Source organism: SAR202 cluster bacterium (assembly GCA_009392515.1).
GTDB lineage: Bacteria > Chloroflexota > Dehalococcoidia > Lucifugimonadales > UBA6952 > UBA6952.
Map to the genome: position 1 here is coordinate 1 of VFGE01000007.1, position 5,712 is coordinate 5,712.

The 5,712-nt window shown below is 37.7% G+C and carries 2 protein-coding genes; both read left to right on the top strand.

The window, feature by feature from the left end; translation table 11 throughout:
• Positions 1–5,216, top strand: a 5,216-nt coding sequence (locus FI695_00135) for a hypothetical protein (protein MQG50371.1), incomplete at its 5' end; no start/stop codon positions are given.
• 54 nt (positions 5,217–5,270) lie between these two features.
• Positions 5,271–5,712, top strand: a 442-nt coding sequence (locus FI695_00140) for an AAA family ATPase (GenBank protein ID MQG50372.1), incomplete at its 3' end; no start/stop codon positions are given.

Sequence of the window (5,712 nt, forward strand, 5' to 3'; positions counted from 1 at the left end):
CAATCCCAACTCCAGAATTAACACCAATGGTTACATCTATACCAACACCAATAGCTACACCAGAGCCAACGCCAGTAGCTACACCAGAACCAACTCCTATAGCTACACCAGAGCCAACGCCAGTAGCTACACCAGAACCAACTCCTATAGCTACACCAGAACGAGAAGTTGTATTACCAGTTGATGAAACAGATCCTGAATTTTATGGACCTAAATTGATTGCACTATCAATTGATAACACAGGTGATACTGTTAGTTTTTCTTTAGAAGCAGATACCTATGCAAGCTCTATGGCAGAAGCAAATTTATTTATAAAAAATCCTAATGGCGAACTTCAAGGCGTAGGATGTGCACCATTTTTTATACTTGAAGGAACTACAAAGGGATGTACTTTAAATCTTCAGTCCCGAGACGACTTTTGGGAACCTGTTGGTAATTACAGTTGGGAAAGATTAACGTTAAGAAATTCTTATGGCGCTCAATCTAGTTATTGGGGAGATGGGAGATTGCAAAAAGGTAAATCAGCACCTATTGAAAATAATGCTCACGAATTTACCTCAGAAAAAATATCATTTGAAAAACTCTTTATATTAAAGGAACCGGTAAATATAGATACAACTAACCTCTCTGGATTACAGTTGGTTGATTTTGAGAGTAAAGAAAGTATTGAAAGTTCAATAGAATCACTTTCAACATCAATAGACGTAACATTATATACACCAGCACCCGTAGAAAAGACTGCAGCTGAATTACAGGCAGAAGAAGAAGCAAGCCTACAAATAGAAACTGCTTCTGAATTGGAAGTTATTCCTCAAGCAGGTGCAAATTCAGGATATAGTGAACAATCTCATATTCTCTACGCTGGAACAGGTGTAACAGATCCATATGTATATTCTCTTGCTGCTCCAAATGAAGATGGGAAACTACGAAAAACAAAATCTATTGCTGGGCCAGATTCAGTAACAGGAATCTGGACAAACAGTTTAGGCGCTTCAGAGATTGTAGGTGCTTCTTCGCAATATGCAGGTAATACTCATTACTCTTGGAAACCTATAGAAGAAAATTGGCCAGCAGACCTTGAATTTGATGATAAGTGCCAATGGACGACATGCATACGACTAAATGATAATAGTTTTCTAACTACGAGTGAATATACTGACGCAACGCTCGACCGCAGACCGATAGATTTTGGAGATACAGTTACAGAATATGTCAAGCGTTCATGGGGCGGAGGTAGTGCCTCTCCTAGGGCAAATAGTTTTACCTTTACAGGAACTAAGGGGCAATATTTTGAAATTGATGTTAGCGTTCCTGAGAATTCTAATACAAGACCAGATCTAGAATTATCACTTGCTGATTCTAGTCCCGGAAAGCAATTTTATTTTAATGAAAACAAACTTCCCGGTGGACCATCTAACACAAGTAGTTTGGATCGCGAAGATTGGGACGGGGAACTTAAACTTGGTACAGAATTTTCAAAAGGTTTTATAGGTACATTACCAGAAGATGGAACGTATAACATAACGGTAATAACTAAAGGTCCTGATGTTAATTTACCTAATTGGCTAAAAGTTTTTCAGCTTGGTGCAGACATAGATGATACTGGAACGTCAGTAAATATAAACACTATGCAAAATATTGTTGAGTTTGCAGAAAATAGAAATCTAGAGCTCGTTGGCTCTATGATGACAATTAATCAAGAAATATTTAAAGTAACGGAAGTTATTAATAATAACACGGTAACTGCTGATAGAGCTCAAGATGGTACATTCGCTCAAAACCATAACAGGTGGAATGGAGTAAGCATATTAATCGGGACAAAAACTGAACGCCACTTTACCCCTAATCAGTATGGAGAAAAAATTACGGTTAGCCTTTCTGAAGGCGGAGTTCGTGTTGTTAAACCTGTTGCCCCAACATCGATTTCAACAGAAGCAGGCGTTGGTAGTGTTAAAGTAACATGGTCAGCCCCTACAATGGATATAGAGGGAAGATCTAATCCGATAATTGATAGTTATACTATCGGAGCACGAACTAAAGAAACACATAGTACCCTAGAATCGAGGGCAAATAATCCAGGAATAACAGTTACTGTCGGAAGTGATGCAACAAGCGCTACACTTAATGGATTAACCAATGGTCTTAGATATTATATTTATGTAACTGCAAACAATGAAAAGGGAAGTAGTAGTGAAGCCTATGTAGGTGGTTCTAAAACAGTTATTCCTAGTAAACCTTCACCATTTTCAGCATATGCAAATACAGTAAATTGGGACAATACAGGTCAAGCTACATATTTGAGAGAAACCAAATTTTTATGCCCAGATCCTGACATGCCGGGGAGCCTTAAGGATTTTTGTGATCCAGAAGAGAATGGACCTCAAACCTATAGTGTAGATTGCGGAACTCCCCTTACAACAATAATGGATCCAAACTCGGTTAGGAGGTCTCTCGTAGGATATGATGGACAGCCGATTGATTTTTCATGGGATATGAATGCTAATTCTATGCATGGTACTTCTCGTGTGCCAGGTAAAGTAGGGCAAGATCTTCTATTAAATTATAGTTTATATCCAAACTCTATTCCTTCTTATGCAGGGTGTGTGAATTCAGAAATTACCGTCGATGGAGAGATCGATGAGTGGCCGTTTGAAGGTAAAGCTGGACAGTGGGTTGAAATTACCATGGACCCTACATATTTTGGGGATAAGTGGAGTTACAATCCTAATCTTGATAAATTAATACCTATTCTTGAACTTGTAGCTCCTAATCCTCCACCAGGATCAGTTCCTTTCTCTAAATCTGTGGATCAAGGTGTTCCTGTTGAAGAAGATATTTCTTGTTATGCAGGTTATTGCTCAAGTGGAGAGATATATCCAGGTGAAACTAAAGGTGGACACATTAGCAATTTGCGTTCTACAGATATATGGAAATTTGAAGCTATCGCAGGCGAAAAATATAATATTGTTATTGAGTTTAATCCTAATTTAGGGATTGCATCCGAACAAAGATACGGAAAAAACTTTGATACTGGTATGCCTTTAACAACTAAAGAATATCATCTAAAACATGGACCTCTAATGACGTATATTTATGGGACACCTGCAGATCCACTTGAATGTTGGCCTTTAAATGGAACTTTTGGTGATGAAAATGCTGAATGTCCTAAGAGGAAAAATGGAACTACACTTGGTGGGCCACAATCGATATTTATGTGGGCTAATAATAATAGTCGACGAGAGTATAACAGTATTGAGATAAAAGAAACCGGATCTCAAATGATCCACATATCAGCTAATAGTAGCTGGGAAGGGAGAGATTGTAGTGACCCTTGTCCATCGGATTCAAGATTATATGATGGTGCAGGATTCCCTGTCTATCAAGTATCACTAACAAAAGTTGCTGATGCTCCTGAAGTGTGGAATGAAAGACCAAATACAATATCTTTAGATTTACTTCAGGCTGGATATACTGGAGAAATTATTGAGTATGACCAAACTATTGATACAGATTTTGAGTTTAATGGAGAAGTTGATTCCTACCACTTTTATGGTAGAGCTGGTGAATCAATCTCAGCTATGTTGACTCCAACACTCACAAAGATTGAATTTTTTGATAGATTTGCGGTAAATGGAGAAGAAAATGAATTAGACAAATCAGTTGACTGTCTGAAGATAGCTACCTATGAAAATGAACGAAGAGATGCAGAGGGAAAGATTATTCATGATGGGTCAGCGTGGATGTACCAACAGGAAAATCCTTGTATGCAAACTATACTACAATTGGTATCACCAAGTGGTACTTTAGAGGGATATAATAGTGGGCCACAAATGGAATATTCAGGCAATGTTTGGCCAAGTCCATCTGGTATAATTCATCGGAATGCAGCTTGTATTAATTTAGGCTGTTCTTCTCTAGGTGAGGGTAGACCTATTCAGTTAAAAGAAACTGGTTGGTATACGCTTAAAAGCAGAGCAATTGATGTACAGATTTTTGAAGATTTAAGTTTTGAATCATCTGGTGTGATAAATACATACGGTTCATCTACGCATCCATCTACTGGAAAATATTCAATATCGTTAAAACAGGAAGCTAGTTACATTGCTCCATCAAAGTCTGCACAACAATATTCAAGCGGTTTACAGCCAAAATATGCGGAAGACTATAGTGGAACGATTTGTCCACGTAGTGTTCATGCACCAAATACTTCTTATGATATTGCTAAAGGTGTAGCTATCACTCCACATGATAATTGTGTGGCATTTGCGCAAAACACCTTAAGTTATTTCGGAAACCCTATTAATCAACCATTGGTTATAAGGCATCGATTGACTCAAGATGGTACATATATTATTAGAGCACGTGGCACAGCAGGTAAAGCTTCTGTTTGGGATGGACGTGTTGAAGCTGGTAACACAGGAACCTACCGCTTATCACTTTCTATGGCAGATTTTGCGCCTCAGGACGATCCAGATTACGGAAAAATTTTCCATACACCTAATGAAAATATTGATCTTTGGAAACTAACTGGACAGAGTGGTGATTATGTGTGCCCATGGACAGAGTCTTGTCGTTTATGGGATGCAAAACTACCTGTTTGGAAAGGTTTACAACCAGTAGGAAATACTAGCCAATACATTTATGGTAAAGAACTTTATGAGAATAAACCAGGCCAGATGATAACATATCCAATTCATACCACGCCGATTCCAATAAGCATGGGAGAAGAAGTAGAGGTTAGTTTTAATGCCCCAGGATGTGACTCGATTTCAGAGGGGTCTGCGTATATACGAAGTCAGAGTGGTTGCTATAAATATAAAGTTCCTACTAAAGGTTATGATATTCAGTACCCGGATGATGTTTACGAACCAACATATCAAGGCTATGAAGGTTGTATTCAATGCTTTCTTTTTGGAGGATATTTAAGTTTTGAAGGCGTCAAAGGCAATACTATAAATCTAGAAGCTATATGGAATCAGCCCAATACCGAAAATCCTACACTTGAATTGATTTCTCCTAGCCTTAGAAGTGAGGTAATTAATTACTCAGGATCAACTATGAACTGGAAAACAAATGAAGGAAAAGTCATTAGTATAATTGAGAGCCATATACTTATGGAAACTGGAACATATAGAATTAAAGTTGTAAATTCAGGTCATAATTATGCAGAATCAATGGATCATGGCCCTAATCTTGCCACTATTAGACTCTCATAGGTGATTTAAAAAAGTAATATAAAATTTAGAAAATTGAATTTAGGGAAAAGATATATGGAAGAACGCATAATTTCATCAGAAGAACAAGGTGAAGATGTAGCCTTAGAAACAAATTTGCGCCCTAAAAAACTAACTGATTATGTAGGTCAAAAATCTGTAAAAGATAATTTGTCTATTTCCATGGAAGCTTCAAAAAAACGTGGTGATGCTTTAGATCATGTTCTATTTTATGGTCCGCCGGGACTTGGAAAAACAACTTTAGCGAATATTATTGCTTCTGAAATGGGAGTTAATATTCGTGTTACTGCAGGACCTGCTATCGAACGGTCTGGTGATATGGCTGCAATTATTACGTCTCTTGAGGAACACGATGTATTATTCATAGATGAAATTCATCGTTTAAGTAGAGCAGTCGAAGAAGTTTTATATCCCGCTATGGAAGATTTTTTCTTATCTTGGGTTATGGGAAAAGGTTTAGGGGCACGAAGTGTTAATT